We start from the raw sequence: 20,256 nt of genomic DNA, 5'->3' as shown, positions 1-20,256 counted from the left end.
TTCCGTCGTTTACAGTAGAATTGCTACCAAAATTGCTACCAGATCCCCAGGCCAAATTGGGTGGATGGTCTGGAGCGTTGGTTTGCACATCGATTCTACCTGTTGGGGCGGGACCTTTTATGGCGTCTATCATCGAGCACCGCGGCAAGTTTCGGGCGACCGTAACGCGAAAGGGTCATCCGCGTCTGGTGCGCACCTTCGAGAAGCGTGGGGACGCCGAGCGGTGGTCCGAGCAGATCGAGAGTGACATCAAGCTTGGCAAGAACATCATCGCGACGGACAAGACCACCAGGTACATGACGCTGGAGGATCTGATCGACCGCTACATCGAAGAGGTGGGGGCGATCAAGCCCATAGGGGTCAGCAAGCTCGCCGATTTCGGGATGATCAAGAACGACGAGATTGGCAGGGTAGAGCTGCGCCGCATAGAAGAGAAGAACGTCGTGGACTTCGCGCTGCGCCGGCGCAAAGCTGGCAGCGCACCATCCACTGTCGCGGGCAATATCAGTCACCTCTCCACAGTCTTCCGGGCGGCCCATGGGCTGTTCAAACTGAAGGAATTCGCGAATCCGATCCCGGCGGCCAGGGAGACACTCAAGTTTCTCGGTGTGGTGGGTAGCTCAAATACCCGTAGCAGGCGCCCCAGCGAGGATGAACTCACCGCGATCAAAGGCTACTTTCGAGGGTGCGGCGAACGCCAGAAGATCCCGATGTGGGACATCGTCGACTTCGCAGTAGCCACTGCGATGCGCGCTGGCGAGATCACCGGCCTTCGATGGGAAGACTTCAATGAGGCCGCGCGGACGATCGTCATTCGTGACCGAAAGGACCCGCGGGAGAAGAAAGGCAACGACCAGGAGGTGCCGTTGCTCATAGAAGCGATGGAAATTATCTTGCGACAGCCTCGAACCGAGAACGAGCCGCGCATCTTCCCCTATGTTCGCGGGACAGTATCCCGGCGATTCGCCAAGGCGGTCGAGGAACTCAAGATTGTCGACCTCCATCTCCATGACCTACGTCACGACGGCATCAGCAGGCTGTTCGAGCGGGGATTCACCATACCCGAGGTCCAGCTGATGTCCGGCCACAAGACATGGGCCATGCTGCGGCGTTACACGCACATCAAGCCGGAGGCGATTCATAAGAGGGAGCGGCCACAACTGCGCATTGTGGCCTGACGGTCAATGTGATGGGCGTGAGCGCCTGAACTCAGCTTCCGCCTTGTCCCGCTCGGTGTCCAGGTGGCTTGCAACGTCGCGGATGTCGGCATACATCTTGTTGCCTACCTTGCGCAGCGGCACCGGGAAGGTGCCAGCAGACGAGAGCTTGTATCCCCAACTCTTCGTCAATGCCAGGGCCTCGCAGGCCTGGTCGAAGTCGAGCAGCGTGGCATTCCCGAATCTTCCGACCAGAAGGTACAGCGCGCTGACCATGCTCATCTCTTCTCTCCAATCTGCCAAGCCTGGCGGGTCAATTCAATGATTCGTTGTGCGGCTTCAGTCACAGTCTTTCTATCCCTTCATGATATGGCGCCTGATGCCTAGGATGCCGCTGCTGCCGGCAGTGGGGAACGACGCCACGGCCGCCGGCTCTGGCTTCTTCTCGTCGGTGCCTGGTGCGGCGGCATCAACAGTCTGAGCAATGACGGCCGGCGCTTCGGCGCGGGCGCCTTCGAGGAACCGGCTACTGCCTTTGCCGCCGGTGGCCTTCAGGTATTCGACCTCGACCTTTGCACTGTTGATGATGGTCTGGCTGACCTCGGCGACTGCCTTGGCCTGCTCGACGCTGATCGGGTTTGTCTTGTCGCGCAGGCCATCGAGCGTGGCGAACAAGTGATCCCGCAACTTATCTATGTTTTGCATTGATCCTCCTGTTGAGGTAGCCCATCATTTGCATCACGGCGACGAGCTCGGGCGGGTATTGGTGGACCGAGTTCCGCAGCATCAGGTCGGTGCGGGAGACGAGCTCCAGATTGTCTAGCGCGATATGCGACTTGTTGCCGTCCTTGAACGTCACCAGGTGGCCCGCGGGCACCGGGCCGTTCGCTGTTGTCCAGACGAGGATGTGCACCTCGATCCAGTCGAGCTTGCCCCGCCCGGTATCGGTCACCTTGCGCTGCAGGTAGCCATGCTTGCTGACGCGCTCGCTCCCGATCGGCTTCCAGGTGGGCGAGCGGCGCCCGGGTTTGAACTGCGTTGACTTGCTTCCCGGGCCACCCTTGTTCCTGGCAGGCTGTCCCTCCCGGTTACGCGTGGACTTGCCATGCTTCGCGTCAATGCGACCGACCACCTGTAGCGCAAGGAAAGCCGCGCTTTTCTGGATTCCGAGTCGGGCTGCCATGGCGTACACGCCGCCGATGGGGCGGTCGAACGCGCGCGCGAAGGCCTCGGTGAGGGTATCGGGGTAGAAGAGGTGCATAGCCTCGATCTCGACCTCGCTCCAGTTGCGGCGCTTCATGCTGCAGCCTCCATGCGGCGCGCTTCCCGAGCTGACCAGCTTGCCATCTCAGGCACATTCGCGCGTATCAGCGCGGCTGCCATGAGTGGACTGACGCTGTTGCCGCACATGCGCACCTGGGCATGCTTCGGCAGGCGGCGTCCATTGATCACTGGCGCTGTTACGTAGCCCGCAGGGAAGCCTTGGGCCGGGTACAGCTCATGCGCTTCGAGCATCCGCAGGGTGATGTCGACCAATACCCACCAGACGCCATCGTGGCGCATCAGGATCAGGTCAGCTGGCTCGGGGAAATGCTCAGGCAGGTGCTCGTGCAGCAGCTGCGCGCACTGGCGAGCCCGCACGCGTTGCTCCGGCAATAGGAGCTCAACTGGAATCTGCATAGACTGCACGCAGCCCATGCGCCCTTTGGTGGGCAGCGTGTGCATCGGCTCGTTGAGGTCATTCCACTGCCCCCCCGAGCTGTAGTACTTCACCAGGTAGGCTGTCACCAGGCGCTGGTTGCTGCCAGAAGACATGATGGTTGAGAGCGGCGTGTCGGCGGCACGCCCGTCACCGTCATAGAAGCCGCCATTGGCCTGCTCAAAGAAGGCAGTAGTCAGGGCGTGCTTGTTTGCGGCAACGACCGTACCTAGCGGCGCCACGATGTCCTGGGCTCGGGCTTGCTGGCCTTCGCGCTCGCCATAGCCGATGGTGATCAGGTGCGCGCTGACCAACGCGTGATGCGTTCCGCCTGCTGATACTGTGGACGTCGGCTCTTCGACGCTGCGGCTACTCAGGTGCGGTTCGCTGGTGCCTCGCAGCGGAGCAAGGGTAGGCGCCACAACGGAGAAGTGACCACCCTTGACCTGCGCGCAGAGTGTTCGGATGGGTTCGTCAGCGGCCATCGTCCGCTGACTACTGGAATTGGCGTGCTCCGTCAGGAACGGCGTGACGAGGCGTGAATCTGGTCTCGCGACGATGTATGGCTTGGCGCTGGTCAGGACATGTCGCCAGAGCCCCTTTGCGACACGGCGTTGCGTATTCATCGCCAAGGGCTTCTTCCGGTCGAAGATGCTATCCGCATCAAGACTGAAGTCGATACACTCTGCCGCCGTGCGCCACGGCTTACGCTGCTTCGCCTTCACGGCCGGGCTATCAGGCTTTCCATGCGTCGGCTCTGGCCATACGATGGGCTTGCCGTCGCAGCGGGCGATTAGGAACAGTCGCTTGCGGATCGTCGGGGCGCCATAGTCGCAGGCTCGCAGCTCACGCCAGTCGACCGCATAGCCGAGGCCCGCCAGAAGCTGACCCGCCATCACGCCATCTGGGTCGATGGACAGAAACTCGCACGCCTCCGAGAAGGCTGGGTGGTCGCGATCGATGCCGTCGGACAGCATAGCCACGAATGCATGGAATGTCTCGCCCTTGCGCGCGGGATCTGGCATGAACCGGCCCGGCTCGAGCTCAATGAGCGGGCCCCAAGTCACGAATTCCTCGACGTTCTCCAGCGGCATGACGCGCGGACGCACGAGCAGTGCCCAGCGGAGCATCACCCACGCTAAGCCACGAATCTCCTTCTTCACCGGTGTGCCGCCCTTGGCCTTGCTGAAGTGCTTGCAGTCGGGTGAGAACCACGCCAAGCCGATGGGGCGGCCGGCAGCGAGCGCGACCGGATCAACATCCCACACAGATTCGCAATGGTGATCGGTCTGCGGATGGTTGATCGCGTGCATGGCCACGGCCTCGGGGTCGTGGTTGATAGCGACATCCACATGCCGACCAAGCGCGAGCTCAATACCGCAGCTGGCACCGCCGCCGCCGGCGAAGTTGTCCACGATCATTTCTTCGGCGATGTCCAGCAAGAATTGGTCGCGGATCAAAGCGGCTCTCCCTTGGCGATTGCGGTGTCGAGTAGCGCCAGGACGCGCATATACCTATCGACCGGCTCGCGGCGCAACGTCATGGCGGGGCGGTGTTCGATGACCCATTCACGCACGTCATGCAGGCCGGCCGTGCAAATAGCATCCTCCACGGGTGCCGGACAAGCGCGGCGGCGGCGAACCCGCTTCTCCTCCGCCTTCCGGCGCACGAACAGAGCGTAAGGGCCGTCTTCCGTGGGGTAGATCTCGAGCAGTACCCAACCCTCGCCATCGGGCGTGCTCGGTACCCAGGCGCTGCAGTCTGGATCGCCGTCGTCGAAATAGCGGTCTAGGAGCGCTTGGTCCTTGCAATCGCTCTCCATGCTGACAAACGAGGCTTCCAGGCCAAAGGCGGCCAAGAACAGGTCGTAGCGAGTGCCCTCGTCGCAGACCGGCAGGTCGGGGTGAAACAGGTGGCCATCTGCATCCCGCGCGATCTCGCGTGGCGCCAGGAGTCGCGTGCCCAAGCCTTCAAGGATGATGAAGGGAGCCGCCGGTGCGGCAAGATCGGCGCGGACATACTCGATGTCGGCGTTGTTCTGACTGCTCGCGCACCAGGTGACCTCCTGCAAATCGCTAAAGGGCGTGTTCACCGGGATGTCGCCGACGCACAGCACGATCCGATCCGGCGCGCCGGAAACGTGCGGCACAGCGGATTGTAGTTCTTCGCTCGGCAGGCTTTGGTTGCCGCCGCTCAAATGGGATTCGCTCATCTTTTTTCTCCTCAAAACCACACGGCATCTGCGCGCCGCGGCTTCCACGAATCCGCCCAGCGGCGGTGTTCTTCCAGCGTCTCGGCTAGGATCTCGTCCTCCAATCGGTCTTCGCGGATGTCGTCCAGCGAGATACGCTTTGCATCTTCGCCAGGGCCGCAAACGTATGCGCGCCTAACGCGAGTCCCCTCGACGCGCCACGATCCGATATGGATCCGCTCGTCTTCATGAAGCTCGCCGAGGTATTGGTAGACCGTCTTGGCAGGGATACCGGTGCAGCCAGCTATCTCATTTAGGGTGGCACCGCGCTGGGCGCCCGCCTGGATGGCGCCGATGATGCATCCCTCCTTTTCCTCGCGCTTGCGGGCCGCCACCTCCAGTTGGGCTATCTGAACTTTGGTGAGCATGTCAATCTCCCTCGGGTTTGCGGCCCGCGTGGTCGCGGCCTTTGGGTGCGTCGGTCCACCACTTCGCCGGCTTGCCGGCAGGGCCATACTGGAAACGTGTGAAGACCTCGCCCACCTGGTCTCTTTCCCGCAGGAACCCCCAGGGTTTGACATCCCTTGCAGGCACGATGAACAGGGTCCAGACTTCCGCTGGAGTGCAGACAGCCGGCGGCCCGTCCGCGATAAGAATCACGCGATGGAAGGTGTCTCCGGTCAGAAAGTTCCACCAGCGCACCTTGCGCATCTGGGCGTACTGGCGGGTTGCCTCCCAATACCATCCGAGCAGCACAAGAGAGAGCGCCCAGCTCCACGGGTGGTCATGCAGACCGCGATCAGGATCCGAGCCGACGAAGCGATGCAGGTAGATACGGATCCCGAACAGCGCGCAGACGAAGTAGCGCTCGAGGTAGGGCTTGCCCTCCTCGCAGATAATCTTCACTGGCCGGTGGGCGGAATAGGCGAGCAACAGGCGGCGGATCATGCGCGCTCCAAGGCGGGCAGGCTTTCGGTGGCCGGGCGCACCTTCCGCGGCGACCAGGAGAGCGGCGGCTGCTTCTTGATCACATCGTTCAGGGCTTCGAATGCAGCTTCAAGTACGCTGGGCAGCTCGCCATCCTCCGGCAGGTCGTCGCTGAGATGATCACTGCCGTCGATCTCGCGGGGGTAGTTGGCCTTGCAAATCAGAAGGCGCAGATTTTCGTAGGTGCGCTCCGGATCATCCTGAACGTAGTCGACCAACTCTTCCTCGGAAAAAAAGTAGGTGTCGCAGGCGTCGGAATAGAGCGGCGCCTCTCCATCCCACGCCTCTTGTGGCATGGCTGCGTACCGCTCTTCATGCGCTTTCTGGCGGCACTCCGGGCATTTCGTCCAGGTCTTTTCATGGACAGCCCCGCACTCGCAGACTAAATGCGTTGCACCGCTCCAGCGCGCCATGCGTTCGTCGTTGCCCCAGAATCGGCCTTGCCGATCCACCCAACCTGTCACTGTCACGATTTTCGCGGCGTCGTCGCTGGTGCTTAGCACCACGGGTTCAGGCGTTTTCATGCGAAGTGTCTCCCATGGAGTTGATCCAGTTTGTCGACCTGGGCGCCCGTGAGCTGCGTCACCTTGCCGGTCTGCTGCGCTTCGACGAGCGTTTGGACGAACGATTTTTCCCAATCGGTAAGATCGCGCGTATCGAGCATTCCCTCGAGCCGCTTGATCATGGTGGTGGTGCTAACGAGCATGCGGCTCTCCTTTGTGATTGTTTGGGCTTCGAACCAGCGCACGTGCGCGCGGGCGGCAAGTACCATGGCGCCGAGGAAGATGACGGCCGTGGCGAACGGGGCGAGCATCCAGGTCATGCCGCTTCCGTTTTGGTAGGGGCTATCGAGCGACGATAGGCCTTGGTGAGTTCGAAGTTCACGGCGTGGCCGCGGCTACGTACGATGTTTGCCAGCCGGGCGCGGTCTGCGTGACTGCCGGTGGCCTGGCGAAGCAGACCGAAATAGCTGTTCGCAGCGGCATGCACGTCCCCGGCGTCCATCTGCCGCAGTCGGCGAGCCCCATCATTGAAAGTGCGGGCCCGGGTTGTGCGCACCCACGGTCGGATGACCTGGCCGACGAAGTCGACACCGCGGGTAATGGGCTGCAGGATTGTCTTCGCCGGGTTCAGCCTGGCGCCCAGTTCGCGCGGCAAGAACGCTTCGATGTCGTCATGGGCAGCGTTCAGCCACTGCGGCGATTTATGGAGCAGCAGGAAATCATCCACATACCGGATGTAATGCCGGCTGCGAACCTGGTGCTTCGCATGCTGGTCCAGTGCGTCTAGATAGACGTTGGCGAAGAACTGGGACGACAGGTTGCCGATCGGCAGGCCGCGGTGCTCGGGCTGGTTCATCAGGCTCTTGTGCGGCGGTACCAGCGCCATCAGCTCGGCCGGCGACTGCATCCGCACGCCGGGGCGCGGGTCATGCATCAGCACCAGGTCGGTCAATCGCATCCACCACGGCTCAGTGATGCGGGCCGCGAGTTGGGCGCGCAGCACCCGTTTGTCGATGCTGACGAAGAAATTCGCGAGATCGCACTTCAGGTACCAGGCCGGCCGTACCCAATTCTCGGTGACGCTGCGCACCTTGGCTTCTAGCCGGCGAGTTGCATACAGCGTGCCCCGGCCCGGGATGCAGGCGCAGCTGTCGGCGATGAACGATGCATAGAACCGCGGGGAAATGTGGTTGTAGAGCAGGTGATGCACCACGCGATCGCGGAAGTCAGCAGCCCACACCTCGCGCGCCTTCGGGCGGGTGACCACGAAGCAGATCGATCGCCCTGGCTTGTAGCTACCATCGATGAGCTCGTCGGCCAGCTGGCACAGGTTCCGCTCGAGGTGTTGCTCGAAGGCGAGGGCATTGGGGGTGTTGCGCTTGTTCTTCCGGCAGTCGAAGTACGCGACCACCAAGTCTTCGAAAGAGAAGCCAGCAGGCCCCGCATCGGTTTGATCTGCGGACGGCGCGGGCGCGAAACTCGTTGTTCTTGTGGTTGTTGTTCTGGTTGCCATCATTGAAGTTCTGATTCCACGCGTTGTTTGAGTTGCGCTCGGACTGCGTCTATTCGTGCTATCTACGTCGCCTCGCCGAAGGCCTGGACCGATCAGCGAGGAAACTGCGCCAGACCAGACCTGGTGACTCCCAGCGGTATCTGTGATGCGCATGGCGGTGGCCTTGTGAGCCAGCGGCACGACCAGATTAAAAATCGCACAGGCATCACCGCCTTGACGGTGAGGCAACGGGCGTCGACGCGGAGTACTTCTTCCATCCACTTGCCTGCTTCCCGATGCTGTTTGTCAGCGCCACTGCCTTCGCATACTGCGGTCGGGAGATCAGCCGCTTATCGACGGATAGGCGCAACAGCAGCTCCGCCACTTGAAGGCGCTCGACCAGATCCAGAAGGTGCTGTGTTTTCTCGCGCGCAGTGTTGGCGCGGAAAATCAGTACCGTGATCTCGATGCACTCATCTCTGATCTTCCCGCCAATCTGTGCCTTGAAATCGCGTGGCATGTTCTTGGCGAGATCGGTTGAAACGTCGAGCAGGTCGTACGCCGTCTTATAGATAGACAGTTCGGTATGCAGGCCCATGTTGAATGACTAAATAACTAAATGGTCAATCTGCGGACGGCGCGGGCGCGAAACTCGTAGTGCTTGCGGTCGCTGCTCTGGTAGCCATCAAGGAAGTACTGAAGCCACGCGCCGTCCGAGTAGCGCTCGGACTGCGTCGAGGACCAATGCCAGGCCTTCTCGAATAGTTCCGGGACGTTCGCGTACATGAGGCTCAGCTCACGGCGCGCCGGCAAGTAGAAGTCGCTGTGACCATCGATGTTCAGTCCGCGTGCCCACTCAGCCGCGGGATGGCTGTGGCGTGAGCAGAACAGTGCTTCGGTATTGGACCAGCCATCGAATTCGCTCTTGGCGTTCGGCTCGTCTACATCTGCGCTGCCCCAGGTGATTTCCTCGACCGATGCGTCCGGGTGCGTCGGCACGATCAGGTGATAGTCAGACTGACCGTTTTCGCCGCGCATCACACCGGCATACACTCCACCTTGGCCGGCCCAGACTTCGCCGATCTTCGGCGTGCCGGGATGGATTCGCGCCTGCGGCTGGTTGCCTTGCGTCAGGCCGTCGAGCCACGCTTTCATGACCAATTTTGCCGGGAGGGTTACCTTCGCTTCACCGACCCGGAAGATCAAGTTTTCGTCGACTAGCATCATTGCCGTGCACTCCAATGAATGGATATGGAATAGCCGCTGGCGCGGCCAGAGAAATGACTGAATTACTGAATGACCAACAATCTGCGGACGGCGCGGGCGCGAAACTCGTTGCCCTTGTGGTAGCTGTCCTGGTAGCCATCATTGAAGCTCTGAGTCCACGCGCTGCCTGAGTGGCGCTCGGACTGCGTCGAGGTCCAGTACCACTCCTCCTCGAAGGCCTCGGCGCCGTCAGCCTGGAATGCGGCCGCACTGGTCTGTGCGGGCAGCTGCTCGGTGTAGGGGTAGCCAACGGGCACGCTGCTTGCGTTGTCGCCGTCTCGAAAGCCGGCATAGTTGCCAGCGGTCGGCTTGAGGCTGCGATAGATGATCTCCAGCTCGTCGCGCGCCGGCAGATACCAATCGTGATAGCCGTTGGCCTGGAGGCCGAGCGCCCATTTGCCAAGGTCGCTGCCAGCTTCGGCCATGGCAGCAGTATTGGCCGCGCCATCGAAGTAGCTGAGTGCGCCTTCGACGCGGCTGCGGTCGCCATTCCAGACGATGTCGTCATGCTCGCCACCATCCTTGGGCGCCACGATCAGGGCATAGATGCCATCGGCCTGGCGGATCTGGCCCGCGTAGAAGCCGCCGCCTAGCGGATCGCCGACCAGAATGGCATTGAGGGCCGCTTGGGTGATCGTGTTGCGCACTGCGCTTGCTTCAACTGCTGTGACTGCGTTCATGGTCTATCCTCGGTTTGTCGAGTGGGTGCTGCGTTACGCGGCTTCTGCCAGCGGGAAGAGGGTGGGCTGATCCGCTTGGCCTTCGATGAGATGGCCATTGATGTCGGACATGACGTGAACGCCGTCATAGCGAACCCACTGAATACGGGTTTCGCCATTCGGCCCCGCGCCGCGGAAGAGACGGACCGGCTGTGCTGGAATCCGCTCGCGGTCGTACTCATCGACGCCCGCCTTTGTCAGTGGCACCGCCTCCTTCATGAAGGCGATCTCCAATTGATCCATCTTCGCTACGTCGCCTCTTCGCGCTGCCTTGGCAGCCTGGCGCTTGATGTCGTCGATATTCACGGTGAGTCCTCGGTTACACGCGGAGAGGTGCCAGCAGCCCACGCCAGCTGCCGTCTTGCAGAAGGTGAGCGCCAGGGGTGTCGCTGTCTGCCCACGAAATCAGAACGTTCTCGGCCTTCACCTGGCCGAGCAGGCGGAGTAGGCTAGGGCCATCAAATGAACCCTCCAGATGGGATTCGTCGCCACGCTCTTTGATCTCGAGCTCGGCATCGACGGCCTGAGTACCATCGGTGATGCTGATCGAGCAGACGTCGTAGTCCTGCTCAAAGCGCACGACGCCTTTGATGTCGAATAGCCGGTGCAGCGGGCAGACCTGCAGCAGCGCTTCCCGATTGAATGAGACGTGCTGCTTGGGGACCGGAAGAGCACGCCGCCACTCGAAGTACTTTGCCGGCGGCCGATTGCAGATGACCTTAACGCCATCGCGCTGGCCTACGATGTGGCGCTCGAAGATCTGGAAGTCCTCAACTCCGACGCTGGCAAATAGCTCTGCCGCCTCAACGGAGAAGGGAACACCGAATTCTTCGGTAGCGATGGGCAAGCAGTTCGAGGCCAGCATTGCGCCGTTCGATGCGGTGACATGGATGGCTGCACCGTCCGACTCAACCCAAAGATTGCGGAGATAGGGCCGCGCATGCTCCTTAGGGCCAGCCGCGGCGAATGCCACGGTGGGGATTAGCGCGGTAAGGCCGGGGGCGGAGAATGTCGCCGTCGGCGTCCCTTCGATCTTCACCTTCGGATAGCCCGCCCCAGGAATGGATGGGATGGTGAGGCGGCAAGAGCCGGCGCGGGCAATGACCTTGGAGTCCTTCCTGCTGAAGATCACCGAGGCGGCGCCGATGCTCGCCACCGCCTGCAGCTTGTCCGCCGGCAGGCATACGTCCACATCATCTGGGCCAATGCTGGCCGGCACCGTTGCAATAACGGTCAGGGAGAGATCGGAGCCGGTCACGGCCAGGGTGCTGCCGCCGGCTTCGCCCTGAAGGCGGAGATGCGTAAGGATGTCGATGGGCGAGCGCGCGGCGGCAGCTTGCCCTGCAATTTTGAGCGCTTCGCTCAGTCTGTTTCCAGCAATGGAGAGCATTTCACTTTCCGTTCGGTGATTCCGCTGCAGCGGATAGCTGGTCGCGGAGGATGGTCAGGCCGGTGAGCGCGTCTTGCGCTGCCTGGGTGTAGAAAGAACCGTGCTTGATGGCAAGGTCGATGGCGCGGGCCATGTCCTGTGGCGTTTCGTAGGTCTGCTGCTGGGTTGGCACCAGGCGCGAGCGCTTCATGAGCTCAAGGTTCGCGGCGAGCGTGCGGGCGCGGAAGTCGGGGAGGCTCATGCTGGACACCCTTCCACGGCCGCGCGCTCAGCCTGTTGGCGAGTCTTCAGCGCGGCCTTGTAGCTGGCCTTGGCCTCCTTCTTGGTCGCCGCCCATTCGCCTTGCACATCACGGTCGCCCGGGATGCCGTAGTGCCGATCCCACGTTAGGCGGAACATTCGGTACTGGCGCAACGACTTCCATTCGCCATAGGGGCGGTGGCAGCGCTCCTCGAACTCAGGCAGACGGATGCCACACAGGAACTCGCCAAACGAGTTGCCCGCGCAGCCGTCTGCCCGCAAATATTCCTCGTAGCGCGTCCGCTTCTTCGGCTCGGGCAGCGCGGCGATCGCAAGCGCGCGGCCAGCATCGGTCACGTGAAACACCACGTCATCGGCAGGCAGAAAGCTCGGCGACCGACCGCGCTCCATGAGGCCGGCGGCTTCCAACTGTTCGAGGTGATCCCGGTCGTGGTGGCCACGGCCGGCGACGAAGTGGTTGCGATACGGCTCGCGCCGGAACTGGCTCACGCCAATCGTGTGTTGCAGCAGGCTGATCTGGTAAGAGCTCGCCGTGGTCATGCTGCTCCTCCGGTAGCTTGGGCGATGACGGCGCGCAGATCGTTCTCCCACAGGTTCATGCCGATGGTCGGATGGTCTTCGTACTCGGCCAGCATCTTGCGGAATAGCGCCAGCATGTCCGGGGCGGCGACGATCAGATCCATGTTGGCCTCGATCTCTGCCTCGGACATGCCTTGGGTCTTCACCGCGGCGACGTGCGTGTTGCGGCCGGCGAAGACAACGTTGTATTTGCTGGCCGGCTTGATGTTCCGGTGCCACGGTCCGGGCGTGTGCGCGCTCATACTCGCTTCACCTGAACGTTAATGGCACCACGGAGGGCGGCTCGATTGAGAGCGCTTTCAAGCGCATCCCACCAGGTCGAAAAGGGGCCGGTGTGGACCGGCTCGTGGTTGATGAAGATGCGGAAGGTCAAGATTGCACCCGATAGGAAGCAGGGTGAATTGAGGCGCCGTCGTCATCGAGGTACGTGGCAAAGCCCGAGGCGGCGACCATGGCCATAGCGATCAGGCAGGCGACGAGCAGGCGGCGGCTCTTGCGTGCCTGACGCTCCAGCCGATCCAGGCGGTTGTTCACGTTCATGCTGCCCTCCAAGCCGACGGGCGTTGCTTCGGCATGTCCTGCTGCTGGTCGAGGTAGGTCTGCAGGTTGAGCAGCGCGACGACGCCCATGGCAACGGCGAACCAGCGGGCTATTCCAATGACGACGGATATGGCGAACTTACGCATATCAGCACTCACCCGTAGCGTTGAAGATGGCCACGGCGCGCTCGTGGAAGCGGGAAGCGCCCTCGCCGGGAACACCGCGCGACTTGTTTGCCGCTGCCCACAGAAGCTTCTGCCCCGGCGTCATGATGGCGGCGGCGGCAAGAATGACCTGGTGGGCGTACTGCAGCTCGCACAGCAGTACCTGCTGCTGGTTGTCGTGAGCGGCTTTGCGCTCGACGGCTTCATCTATGGTCATGAGATTCTCCAAGGGGCCGCTAGTGTTAGGAGGCTTGCCAGTGGTCGAGCCACATGTTGCATTCGTCCTGCATGGCGCAGAACTCCTTGTCCGACGCGAAGTCTCGGATGGAGATGGCGGCGCGGATGGCCGACTCGATGGCGTCGAGCCACTCCGTGAGGAGGGAAAACTCCTCGAGCGTGTTGATGGGGCGGCCTACAGCCCGACAGAAGAATGTGGTGACCTCGTTGGCGAGGTTGCGAGCCTTGCTGTAGGCGGCAATGGCCTGTTGCAGCTCCATCCCGCCATCTGCCAGTGTCAGCACGCCAGGGAGCACCACGTGCACAGGTCCGCGATCCTTGCCTACCGTGCCGGTAAGCACATCAAAGATGCTGGGCTGTTCGTTGGCTTGTCGCGGCTGAATGACCATCTCGTGCTCCATCTGTGCTGCACCGGGTGGTGCGTCGATGGAGGCAGTCTACAAAAGAATTTGTAGATACGCAAGCGCGATGTACAAATGAATTTGTAATTTAGGGAAAGCGCATCTTACGAGCGACCTCCGAGGCGAGATCACTAGCGTGCTCAACGACCAACAAGGGGGATGACGCATAAGCGCCAGAGAGGTGCGCTATGTAGGTTCCGCCATCCATTCTGCGAATGAGAATCGTGTCTTCCTCATCCGTAAGCTCGGGGGGCGAGCGTTGCTCCTGACGCCGACCATCCCTATAGGCATCCAAATACACTACCTTTGTCATACTGACCCCGGGGGTTGCCGCCGGATGTGCCCCCGACGATCTATGGAGTCATTGAGATAGCATTTAAGTTTCCGCTTAATAACCCCGCTGAAGAGGGATGCAGTCGGCTCTGCATGCAGGTGGCAGAGAGGCCTGTCGAGAAAACAGTCCAAAAAAATAAAAAAGCCCACCATTTAGGTGGGCGGTCCGCAGTCTAGATGATTAGTCTATTTTTGCTCAATAACGTCTGCCATTGACCTTGCTTCTCCGCCATTGGCCTTATACTCCTTCCAAAAACGTGGCATCGAGGCTTCGCAGCTCGCAATCATTGAACCATAGTTATAGAGGGAAGCCTTATTTATAACACCTGAGATCCTGCCGATTTGTTGCTCACGCTCTATGCCCTTCCTGGCATATACGATGTTGTTAGCACAACTCCGCATTGAATTTGCTGCCGCGTCAGCCTTGTAGCGTGGGTTTTGCTTGCTCGCTTCCTCCGCGGCGCGTTTCTCATTTTTTTGCTGCTCAGCTCGCCGCAGGAGAATAGGTGCGTCAAGCTTTCGGAAGAATTCTTGTGCCGCCGCAGAACCCGGGCTCGCCGTCTTTACGGCACCATCCAGTTGCCGCCTAACGAAATCCGGCACCTCTGCATCGTCCACGCGACTCGCGCCTGGCGTGAATGCAGTGGTGGAAAACACGACGGGGAATGCACTCAGATAGGACTGCTCTTCGGAGGTCTTACGCTCTACCAAGATCAGGGCTGAGCGGTAGCTGCGCCCTACCAAGCCATCCACCGTTCCTGTGTCCGCCTTATACATGGGCATCGGTTGACGGGTTCCGGCTAACACCTTTTCCCATATTTTTCCGCTGTCATATGCATTATCTGATATTTGCTTTGCGGATTCGTCGTCCACAGTAATGCAGGCGATGCCATCTATCGGAAGCGACTCATTACATAATTGGGTAACCTTGGCAGCGCTCTCTAAGATGATCTTTTCCGCATTGACTGCCGCAATCGCGGTTTGATGGGCAAAGAAAAGTGCCGATGTAACTACAATTGTTTTTTTCATGCAATCATTATCCCGCCCAACCCGCTATGTTAACCCCGCATGCAAATAATGCTTTCCCGAACGTGTTTCGACTATTTATTAGCCGTTTGATTTGTTTTTCGATGGGGGCGCCGGATCCGGCTTTCCCCCTTCTATGACAATAGTTCGCCCTGATTGATTTGGCTCGTCTTCTTGTCGTTCCTCAATGTCCTGGAGCAATGCCAGCGCCCTAGTAAGCAACGACCCGGACAGACCGGCCACGATGGCATGCGCGCGTTGTCGCTGAGCATCCTCAAGATCAATGGCTGTGGGTTTGACCTCGGCCAAGAAGAGCGTTTGGCTTTTTTCGTCAAACGCAACAAAGTCTGGTTCGCTGTCGGCCTCCGGCCGCGGGCCGGTCTCATACGAAAGCCACTGCGGATCAATCCTGAGTACATCAGCAATTCGTGAAGAGTATTTGCTGAACTTGGCGTTTTTGTTGGGATCCAGCAGGTGCTGGATGTTCTGTGGCTTGCAGCCCATCCCAACTCTCCGCGCCAGCTCGCTCTGGTCGGTGTGGGGATTCAGGCCGCGCACGGTCATCGCCAGTGCAAGGCGTTCTGAGTAAGTTGACATACAAAGCATTTTGTTATGTCGCCTTGCAAAAAGGTTTGTAACGTGCTACAAATGAATTTGTAGACATCAGCGAGCAGACCAATGCAAGAAAGCCCGTGGCAAAAGGCCGTCCGACTGGCGCATTCGCAGGAGAAGCTGGGGGCGTTGTTGGGCGTGACTCAGCAGACGATCTCGTACCACCTGGAGAAAGGCGGCCCCATCCCGACCAAGTACTGGCGCGCCATCGAGACTTCGCTTGGCCTGCAACGCCAGGAGCAGCGCCCGGATGACTGGCAAGAGCACTGGCCAGAGCTGGCGGCGCCTGTCAATGCATGACCGGCCATGAAGCTCAATTCCCGTTCTGACTCTCGTCAAGCGCCTGCACGATCCGTTCAAGCTGGGCGAGTAGTACGCGGGTGGTGCGGATGCACTCTCGCAGCGCCGGCCTCTGATCAACAGCTGGTCGCCTTGTCCGACTCGGCTTCCCTTTCCCTGTTGCGAGCCACTGAGAAGACACCCCAAGTGCACGTGCGATTTCGTCCGTGTACCGGCTTCCCTTTGCGTTCCGGTTCGGATCGGCCAGGTACTGGATCGATTGATATTCGACGCCGACACGCTGTGCAAGGGCGCGCCGAGAGGTCGGCGGCTCCGTTTGTTGCATTGCCCAGCGGAGGCGTTCTGCGTACGTGTACATGCGGTGAAGTTTGGCATTGGGCCTATGCAGATGTGTTTGTCATTTGCCGGCAGAACCTTCTGCCAGGCCGGGCGGAACTCGCCGCTCGGTAAAAAAATTTTCGGCTTTCCCCAACTGTGGATTCAACCGTGGAACCGATGAAATTTCTCTATAAGGACAAAGAAAATGAGGACCGCCGACCAGCTTGAAAGCCGCGCCGGTATTGGGATAGCGGCGATTCCCACGGCCGCCGGCACCCCGCCGGCGCTCTTTTTGCCGGACAGCCTGATTGCGCGGTGCGTGACATTCCGTGACGCATGCGCATTGGCCTGGGAATACCGCGCCAACCAGGCACTGACCAAGCAGGTGCTGGCGGTTCACGCGGACCTGTACCCGTCCCACTCCAGCGATTACTTCCATCGAGAGAAGCACAACGCCAACGGCAAGGCGCGTCGCGACCTGCCGGCGGAGAAGATCGCGGACGACGAACGGGTGTTGGGCAACCGGGCTATCAGCCAGTACCTGGCTCGCCGCGGGATGCTCACTCTCATGGAAGAAGTGATTTCTGCGAGGACTCATGGATGAAAGCGATGCGCTCTGCGATGCCCGGGGGGCGGTGCACGACGCGATGAAGAGGCAGGGAGACGATAAGGAACAAGCGATCCAAGAGCTGCATGCGATGGCCAATAAGGATCCGCAATTTTTCGAAGCGCTGCGCGCCGTGGGGCTTATGGACCTCCAGGCGGAGCAGGCGGTAAAGCACTGAAAGGACCCCCGTGATTCACGAACTCATGCCCAGAGAGCACGTCCGGGCCGCCGGCGCCGAGGCCTTCCGCCGCGGGCAGAAGCCTGACGACAACCCGCACTGGCCGCCGGGCACCGACGCACACGTTGAGTGGAACTCGGGGTTCAAAGGCGAGCAGTACCGGGACGCGAAGCCCGTCAATGCATAGGAGGACGCATGCAGACCGCAGTAGCAGACACAAGCATTCGTGCATACCGCCAGGCCAAGAAGGCTGGCGAGATGGAGCCGCGCCAGCGGCAGATCCTGGCTGTGATGGCGCCGTACCCGGCTGACTATTCGCTGCAGGAGTTGAAGAAGCTGACCGGCCTGGAGGTGAACGTGCTCAGCGCACGCGTCAACGAGCTGCGCGAGGAGCTTTGCAAGGTTGAGCGTGGCCCGGCGCGCGCCTGCAAGGTCACGGGCAAGACGATCCGCCCGCATCGCCTACCGCACCCGCAAGGGGCCCTGTTCTGACGATGCTGACCAGACGCAGCCCCATGAAGCGTGGCGCGCAGCTGCAGCGCCGCACTTCGCTCCAATCGAACACCTGGCTGAAGCAGGTGGCTGGCTTGGTGCCGAGCCCCTTCAAGAAGAAGCGGGCAAAGCGCCGGCCGATCGCGCAGCGCCGGTTTGCCGAGGCTTGCCGCGGCGAGCCGTGCTACCTGCTGATTGCCGGCGCCCCGGCGCATCCCCTGGAATCTGTCGTGGCCTGCCACTCGAATCAGCAGATCCACGGCAAGGGAATGGGCCTCAAGGCCGACGACGAGAAGACCGTGCCGGGCTGCGGCTGGTGCCACGACCAGATCGACCAGGGCAATCGCCTGAGCAAGGACGAGCGCCGTGCCTATTGGGACGCTGCATATGCCCGTTGGGCACCCGTGCGAGCGATCAAGCTGGCGAAGCAGGGCGGCGCCGCGCTGCCAGCCGGGGAGGGCGCCTGATGTCCAACCCGTGGTTCCGGATGTATTCCGAGTTCGCAACGGACGCGAAAGTGCAAAGCATGTCCGAGCCGATGCAGCGTCGCCTCATGATGCTGTTCTGCCTCCGTTGCAGCAACGCTCTTGCAACGTTGCAAGAAGATGAATTGGCGTTCGCCCTCCGTCTCAGCGACGAGGAACTAGCGGAAACCAAGGCGCTTTTTGTGCGTAAGGGGTTTGTTGACGAGGGGTGGAACCTGTGCAACTGGGATAAGCGCCAATTCGTCTCAGACTCAAGCACAGGGCGGTCTCGCAAGCATCGGGAGGGGAAGAAGAAGGACGTGCAACAGCCATGCAACGTTGCAGCAACGCCCCCAGATACAGATACAGAAGCAGATACAGATACAGAAACCTCAGTGGTTCATGAGGGTGAGAGCGGGTCGGCTCCGCCACCCGCCGCCACCGGAAAGGCGACACGTCTCCCGAAAGGCTGGGTACTGCCCAAGCCATGGGGCGAATGGGCGCTGACCGAGCACCCGAGTTGGACGGCCGACCACACCCGCAAGGTGGCCGAGATGTTCCGGGACCACTGGCACGCTGCCGGCGGCGCCAATGCGCGCAAGGCCGACTGGGAAGCCACCTGGCGCAACTGGGTCCGGCGCGAAGGGCCGATGGCCGGCTCCGGTGCTGCCGGTGGTGCCACGGCCACGACGAATTCGGGTTCGCAGTGGTGGCGCAGCAACGAGGCCATCGAAGCCGAAGGCGCAAAGCACCGGGTCGTCTGGAAAAGGGCCCAGGGCGAGCATTTCCCCGACTTCAAGGTGCGAGTTTTCAAGGCCGCCGGCGAGGGCCCCTGGCGCGACGAGCTCATGGCCGATCTGTTGCGCACCAAGAGCTCGCGCTATGCCGAGATCCACCAGTACATCTACGGCCATCCGCCGATCGGGGATGCGGAATGACCAAGCGAGGGAGTCGTGGTGCGAGCGGATCCGGACTACCGATACGAGTGCGAGGTGCGCTGGCTGGCGCGGCGCCCGGGGCAGGAGATAGCGGCGTACCTGGAAAAGGTGGAGAAGCACCGCGGGCGGCCGGCGGCGGAAAAACTTCTCTCCGACGTCCGCGCGGTCCGGCAGGCGCCCCGGGGAAGTACGGCAACCAGCGGATCGACTACCAGGGCATGACCTTCGACAGCAAGCGCGAGTTTGCCCGGTATCTGGAACGGGCCCTGCACGAGAAGGTTGGCCAGATCAGCGAACTGCGGCGCCAGGTGGCTTTCGAGCTTGCGCCGGCGGTGGTGATCCAGGGCCGGAAGCGGCCGGCACTGCGGTACGTGGCGGATTTTGTGTATCGGGAGGCCGGCGCCGCGGCGCTGACCATCGAAGACGTTAAGGGCGCCGTAACCGATGTCTATCGCATCAAGCGGCATTTGATGGCTGTGCTTGGGTTTGAGATCAAGGAGACCCGGTAATGAATGGCGAACTGAGCTGTGAGGTGGTGGGCGACGAGCTGGTGATCAGAGTGCCGGTGAGCGCATTGGCGAAGGCGACGGAGATCATGCTGCCCGATCTGCTGATGATCGATCCGGATCTGGTCGAGGTGACGGATCCCCTGGAATGGGCCGAAGCGGTGGTGGATGCCCTGACGGAAGAGGAAGAGGACGGCACCACGCGCATCAATCGGATGTTCGATGACGCTTTCAAGCACGCCAGCGAGCAGGGCGCCGAAGGCATCGAAATCGAGGGGGCGTAGCCATGAAGCTGATCCGCAATCTCCTCGCGCGTATCTTCGGCAACGGCCGCTCGGAGGCCGAAGCTGCGTCCCGCCGAGAAATCGCAATCTCTGCACCCGTCATCAATCTGGCTTCCCGCCTGAATCCGCAGGCGCCGCCGCGCCGCAATCCCACGGCGCCATCACCCCGCGCTGTGGCCGCTGCATCCGTCCCGCGCCGCGCGCCGGCCGCCTCGGCTTCTCGCTCGAGCACGACCGATGACGGGATGTCCATGCTCCCGGCGGCGATGCTGCTCTCCAGCCACTCGGACGATGGGATTGCCGCGGACTCTGGCTCGTTCGGCAACAGCTGGTCGGCGCCGGTGAGCCGGGGCGGATCCTTCGACGGCGGCGGCGCCTCGGGAAACTGGGATAGCGGGTCGAGTTCGTCCTCGGATAGCTGTTCTTCCTCGGACAGCGGCAGTTCATCCTGCAGCTCTGACTGAGGGGAATGACATGGACGTTCCCGCTTTCATTTGGTTTGCGCTGGTGGTGGTGATCGTCGGCGCTCTGGTTGTCTGGGAGAAACGGCGATGACCTGCACCAATTGCGGAGGCAACACCCATACCGCGCCGCATTGCCCCATCGAAGAGG

34 protein-coding genes and 1 pseudogene are annotated in these 20,256 nt (G+C 61.3%); 11 read left to right on the top strand and 24 right to left on the bottom strand.

Translation table 11 applies throughout. The annotated features are described in order from the left end of the window. The first annotated feature begins 119 nt into the window (after nt 1–119). The gene (locus tag F7R26_RS12700) at nt 120–1,178 is read left to right on the top strand and encodes a tyrosine-type recombinase/integrase (RefSeq protein ID WP_150983245.1); all 1,059 of its coding nucleotides are present in this window, start codon (nt 120–122) and stop codon (nt 1,176–1,178) included. Nucleotides 1,179–1,181: 3 nt separating this feature from the next. Here the strand turns inward: F7R26_RS12700 and F7R26_RS12695 are convergent, their stop codons facing one another. The 24 genes from F7R26_RS12695 to F7R26_RS12580 all read right to left on the bottom strand — a co-directional run bounded on the left by F7R26_RS12695 (nt 1,182) and on the right by F7R26_RS12580 (nt 15,542). Then, complete coding sequence (locus tag F7R26_RS12695; protein ID WP_150983246.1) at nt 1,182–1,439, bottom strand: hypothetical protein; 258 nt, start codon at nt 1,437–1,439, stop codon at nt 1,182–1,184. A 72-nt stretch (nt 1,440–1,511) separates the two neighbouring features. Then, nucleotides 1,512–1,862 (bottom strand): hypothetical protein, encoded by a 351-nt coding sequence (locus F7R26_RS40785; protein WP_206702489.1) that lies wholly within the window; start codon nt 1,860–1,862, stop codon nt 1,512–1,514. After that, nucleotides 1,846–2,457 (bottom strand): HNH endonuclease signature motif containing protein, encoded by a 612-nt coding sequence (locus tag F7R26_RS12685; protein WP_150983247.1) that lies wholly within the window; start codon nt 2,455–2,457, stop codon nt 1,846–1,848. Before F7R26_RS12685 ends, F7R26_RS40785 begins: the two co-directional genes overlap by 17 nt. Continuing rightward, nucleotides 2,454–4,277 carry a DNA cytosine methyltransferase gene (locus tag F7R26_RS12680; RefSeq protein ID WP_150983354.1) on the bottom strand — a complete coding sequence of 608 codons (1,824 nt, stop codon included), beginning with the start codon at nt 4,275–4,277 and terminating at the stop codon, nt 2,454–2,456. The genes F7R26_RS12685 and F7R26_RS12680 overlap by 4 nt, the downstream gene beginning before the upstream one ends. Nucleotides 4,278–4,312: 35 nt before the next feature. Further along, nucleotides 4,313–5,068 carry a hypothetical protein gene (locus tag F7R26_RS12675; RefSeq protein WP_150983248.1) on the bottom strand — a complete coding sequence of 252 codons (756 nt, stop codon included), beginning with the start codon at nt 5,066–5,068 and terminating at the stop codon, nt 4,313–4,315. Between the two features lie 11 nt (nt 5,069–5,079). Then, on the bottom strand, nt 5,080–5,475 hold the full coding sequence (locus F7R26_RS12670; RefSeq protein ID WP_150983249.1) for a hypothetical protein: 396 nt from the start codon (nt 5,473–5,475) through the stop codon (nt 5,080–5,082). A gap of 1 nt (nt 5,476) precedes the next feature. After that, entirely contained in the window at nt 5,477–5,995 is a 519-nt protein-coding gene (locus F7R26_RS12665) for a hypothetical protein (RefSeq protein ID WP_150983250.1), read from the bottom strand. Continuing rightward, on the bottom strand, nt 5,992–6,558 hold the full coding sequence (locus tag F7R26_RS12660) for a hypothetical protein (RefSeq protein ID WP_150983251.1): 567 nt from the start codon (nt 6,556–6,558) through the stop codon (nt 5,992–5,994). Before F7R26_RS12660 ends, F7R26_RS12665 begins: the two co-directional genes overlap by 4 nt. Then, nucleotides 6,555–6,857: a hypothetical protein gene (locus tag F7R26_RS40975; protein WP_241754315.1), complete on the bottom strand. Its 303-nt coding sequence runs from the start codon at nt 6,855–6,857 to the stop codon at nt 6,555–6,557. Before F7R26_RS40975 ends, F7R26_RS12660 begins: the two co-directional genes overlap by 4 nt. After that, entirely contained in the window at nt 6,854–8,053 is a 1,200-nt protein-coding gene (locus tag F7R26_RS12650; RefSeq protein ID WP_463675065.1) for an RNA-directed DNA polymerase, read from the bottom strand. Before F7R26_RS12650 ends, F7R26_RS40975 begins: the two co-directional genes overlap by 4 nt. Nucleotides 8,054–8,255: 202 nt before the next feature. After that, complete coding sequence (locus tag F7R26_RS12645) at nt 8,256–8,627, bottom strand: four helix bundle protein (RefSeq protein ID WP_150983252.1); 372 nt, start codon at nt 8,625–8,627, stop codon at nt 8,256–8,258. Nucleotides 8,628–8,644: 17 nt separating this feature from the next. Beyond that, nucleotides 8,645–9,256 (bottom strand): Lcl C-terminal domain-containing protein, encoded by a 612-nt coding sequence (locus F7R26_RS12640; RefSeq protein ID WP_170301719.1) that lies wholly within the window; start codon nt 9,254–9,256, stop codon nt 8,645–8,647. A 62-nt stretch (nt 9,257–9,318) separates the two neighbouring features. Further along, nucleotides 9,319–9,975, bottom strand: coding sequence for an Lcl C-terminal domain-containing protein (locus F7R26_RS12635; RefSeq protein WP_150983253.1), 657 nt, complete (start codon nt 9,973–9,975; stop codon nt 9,319–9,321). A 33-nt stretch (nt 9,976–10,008) separates the two neighbouring features. After that, nucleotides 10,009–10,320 carry a hypothetical protein gene (locus tag F7R26_RS12630; protein WP_150983254.1) on the bottom strand — a complete coding sequence of 104 codons (312 nt, stop codon included), beginning with the start codon at nt 10,318–10,320 and terminating at the stop codon, nt 10,009–10,011. A 13-nt stretch (nt 10,321–10,333) separates the two neighbouring features. Beyond that, the gene (locus F7R26_RS12625; protein ID WP_150983255.1) at nt 10,334–11,404 is read right to left on the bottom strand and encodes a beta clamp domain-containing protein; all 1,071 of its coding nucleotides are present in this window, start codon (nt 11,402–11,404) and stop codon (nt 10,334–10,336) included. A 1-nt stretch (nt 11,405) separates the two neighbouring features. After that, the gene (locus F7R26_RS12620; protein WP_150983256.1) at nt 11,406–11,645 is read right to left on the bottom strand and encodes a hypothetical protein; all 240 of its coding nucleotides are present in this window, start codon (nt 11,643–11,645) and stop codon (nt 11,406–11,408) included. Further along, nucleotides 11,642–12,205 carry an eS19 family ribosomal protein gene (locus F7R26_RS12615; RefSeq protein WP_150983257.1) on the bottom strand — a complete coding sequence of 188 codons (564 nt, stop codon included), beginning with the start codon at nt 12,203–12,205 and terminating at the stop codon, nt 11,642–11,644. The genes F7R26_RS12620 and F7R26_RS12615 overlap by 4 nt, the downstream gene beginning before the upstream one ends. After that, nucleotides 12,202–12,486, bottom strand: a complete 285-nt coding sequence (locus F7R26_RS12610) for a hypothetical protein (protein WP_150983258.1) — start codon at nt 12,484–12,486, stop codon at nt 12,202–12,204. The genes F7R26_RS12615 and F7R26_RS12610 overlap by 4 nt, the downstream gene beginning before the upstream one ends. 127 nt (nt 12,487–12,613) lie before the next feature. After that, on the bottom strand, nt 12,614–12,784 hold the full coding sequence (locus tag F7R26_RS12605; RefSeq protein ID WP_170301720.1) for a hypothetical protein: 171 nt from the start codon (nt 12,782–12,784) through the stop codon (nt 12,614–12,616). Next, on the bottom strand, nt 12,781–12,930 hold the full coding sequence (locus F7R26_RS12600; protein ID WP_170301721.1) for a hypothetical protein: 150 nt from the start codon (nt 12,928–12,930) through the stop codon (nt 12,781–12,783). The genes F7R26_RS12605 and F7R26_RS12600 overlap by 4 nt, the downstream gene beginning before the upstream one ends. A 1-nt stretch (nt 12,931) precedes the next feature. Next, entirely contained in the window at nt 12,932–13,165 is a 234-nt protein-coding gene (locus F7R26_RS12595; protein WP_150983259.1) for a hypothetical protein, read from the bottom strand. Between the two features lie 25 nt (nt 13,166–13,190). Beyond that, nucleotides 13,191–13,574 carry a hypothetical protein gene (locus tag F7R26_RS12590; RefSeq protein ID WP_150983260.1) on the bottom strand — a complete coding sequence of 128 codons (384 nt, stop codon included), beginning with the start codon at nt 13,572–13,574 and terminating at the stop codon, nt 13,191–13,193. 531 nt (nt 13,575–14,105) lie between these two features. Continuing rightward, entirely contained in the window at nt 14,106–14,948 is an 843-nt protein-coding gene (locus tag F7R26_RS12585) for a hypothetical protein (RefSeq protein WP_150983261.1), read from the bottom strand. Nucleotides 14,949–15,026: 78 nt separating this feature from the next. After that, nucleotides 15,027–15,542, bottom strand: coding sequence for a hypothetical protein (locus F7R26_RS12580; protein WP_150983262.1), 516 nt, complete (start codon nt 15,540–15,542; stop codon nt 15,027–15,029). Nucleotides 15,543–15,623: 81 nt separating this feature from the next. Here F7R26_RS12580 and F7R26_RS12575 point away from each other — a divergent pair, with 81 nt between their 5' ends. The 10 genes and pseudogenes from F7R26_RS12575 to F7R26_RS12535 all read left to right on the top strand — a co-directional run bounded on the left by F7R26_RS12575 (nt 15,624) and on the right by F7R26_RS12535 (nt 20,108). Next, nucleotides 15,624–15,857: a transcriptional regulator gene (locus F7R26_RS12575; RefSeq protein ID WP_150983263.1), complete on the top strand. Its 234-nt coding sequence runs from the start codon at nt 15,624–15,626 to the stop codon at nt 15,855–15,857. Nucleotides 15,858–16,380: 523 nt separating this feature from the next. Then, nucleotides 16,381–16,779 carry an XRE family transcriptional regulator gene (locus tag F7R26_RS12570; RefSeq protein WP_150983264.1) on the top strand — a complete coding sequence of 133 codons (399 nt, stop codon included), beginning with the start codon at nt 16,381–16,383 and terminating at the stop codon, nt 16,777–16,779. Then, the gene (locus tag F7R26_RS12565; protein WP_150983265.1) at nt 16,772–16,960 is read left to right on the top strand and encodes a hypothetical protein; all 189 of its coding nucleotides are present in this window, start codon (nt 16,772–16,774) and stop codon (nt 16,958–16,960) included. The genes F7R26_RS12570 and F7R26_RS12565 overlap by 8 nt, the downstream gene beginning before the upstream one ends. A gap of 195 nt (nt 16,961–17,155) precedes the next feature. Further along, on the top strand, nt 17,156–17,452 hold the full coding sequence (locus tag F7R26_RS12560; protein ID WP_150983266.1) for a hypothetical protein: 297 nt from the start codon (nt 17,156–17,158) through the stop codon (nt 17,450–17,452). Nucleotides 17,453–17,454: 2 nt separating this feature from the next. After that, nucleotides 17,455–17,919 carry a nuclease domain-containing protein gene (locus F7R26_RS12555; protein ID WP_241754314.1) on the top strand — a complete coding sequence of 155 codons (465 nt, stop codon included), beginning with the start codon at nt 17,455–17,457 and terminating at the stop codon, nt 17,917–17,919. Further along, complete coding sequence (locus F7R26_RS12550; protein ID WP_150983267.1) at nt 17,919–18,854, top strand: hypothetical protein; 936 nt, start codon at nt 17,919–17,921, stop codon at nt 18,852–18,854. Before F7R26_RS12555 ends, F7R26_RS12550 begins: the two co-directional genes overlap by 1 nt. A gap of 15 nt (nt 18,855–18,869) precedes the next feature. Further along, a complete protein-coding gene (locus tag F7R26_RS41950) occupies nt 18,870–19,076 on the top strand; it encodes a DUF7696 family protein (RefSeq protein ID WP_463675064.1) in 207 nt (68 codons plus the stop codon). Next, nucleotides 19,052–19,363: pseudogene (locus F7R26_RS41945) on the top strand (DUF1064 domain-containing protein); the annotation flags it as partial. The gene F7R26_RS41950 and the pseudogene F7R26_RS41945, both read left to right, overlap by 25 nt. Beyond that, nucleotides 19,363–19,644: a hypothetical protein gene (locus tag F7R26_RS12540; protein ID WP_150983269.1), complete on the top strand. Its 282-nt coding sequence runs from the start codon at nt 19,363–19,365 to the stop codon at nt 19,642–19,644. The pseudogene F7R26_RS41945 and the gene F7R26_RS12540, both read left to right, overlap by 1 nt. A 2-nt stretch (nt 19,645–19,646) precedes the next feature. Then, on the top strand, nt 19,647–20,108 hold the full coding sequence (locus F7R26_RS12535) for a hypothetical protein (protein ID WP_150983270.1): 462 nt from the start codon (nt 19,647–19,649) through the stop codon (nt 20,106–20,108). Nucleotides 20,109–20,256: the final 148 nt, after the last annotated feature.

Origin of the sequence: Cupriavidus basilensis, assembly GCF_008801925.2 — a bacterium.
In the GTDB taxonomy this organism is placed as follows: Bacteria; Pseudomonadota; Gammaproteobacteria; order Burkholderiales; family Burkholderiaceae; genus Cupriavidus; species Cupriavidus basilensis.
The sequence above is the reverse complement of the archived record's forward strand: the minus strand, read 5'-3'. Positions and strand labels throughout refer to the sequence as shown.